Origin of the sequence: Pelomicrobium sp. G1 (assembly GCF_051905455.1) — a bacterium.
Classification (GTDB): Bacteria; Pseudomonadota; Gammaproteobacteria; order Burkholderiales; family UBA6910; genus Pelomicrobium.
The window spans coordinates 1-227 of record NZ_JBQACR010000713.1 but is presented as its reverse complement, the minus strand read 5'-3'; the positions used below and the strand labels follow the sequence as shown (position 1 = coordinate 227).

The window sequence follows — 227 nt, the reverse complement described above, 5'->3', positions numbered from 1 at the left end:
CTGCTTCGAGCGTGCGCTCGGCGCTCACCCCAGAGGCATCGAGCAGTCGATTGAGCCGATCCTGCGAAAGGCCCGGGACAAGCTCCGAGTAGACCGCCTGCACCGCCAGGGCGTCGGTGAGCCGCACGATGGCGTGGTTGTCGATCCCAAGGCCCGGGGCGGCTTCGATGTGCACCGGCAGCGCCGCCGAGGGCTGAGCCCCCAGGCCGGCAATGAGGGAGAGGCCC

1 protein-coding gene is annotated in these 227 nt (G+C 70.5%); it reads right to left on the bottom strand.

The window, feature by feature from the left end:
- The coding region (locus tag ACTFO6_RS20235; protein ID WP_439936037.1) for a hypothetical protein at positions 1 to 227 on the bottom strand (227 nt) is incomplete at both ends.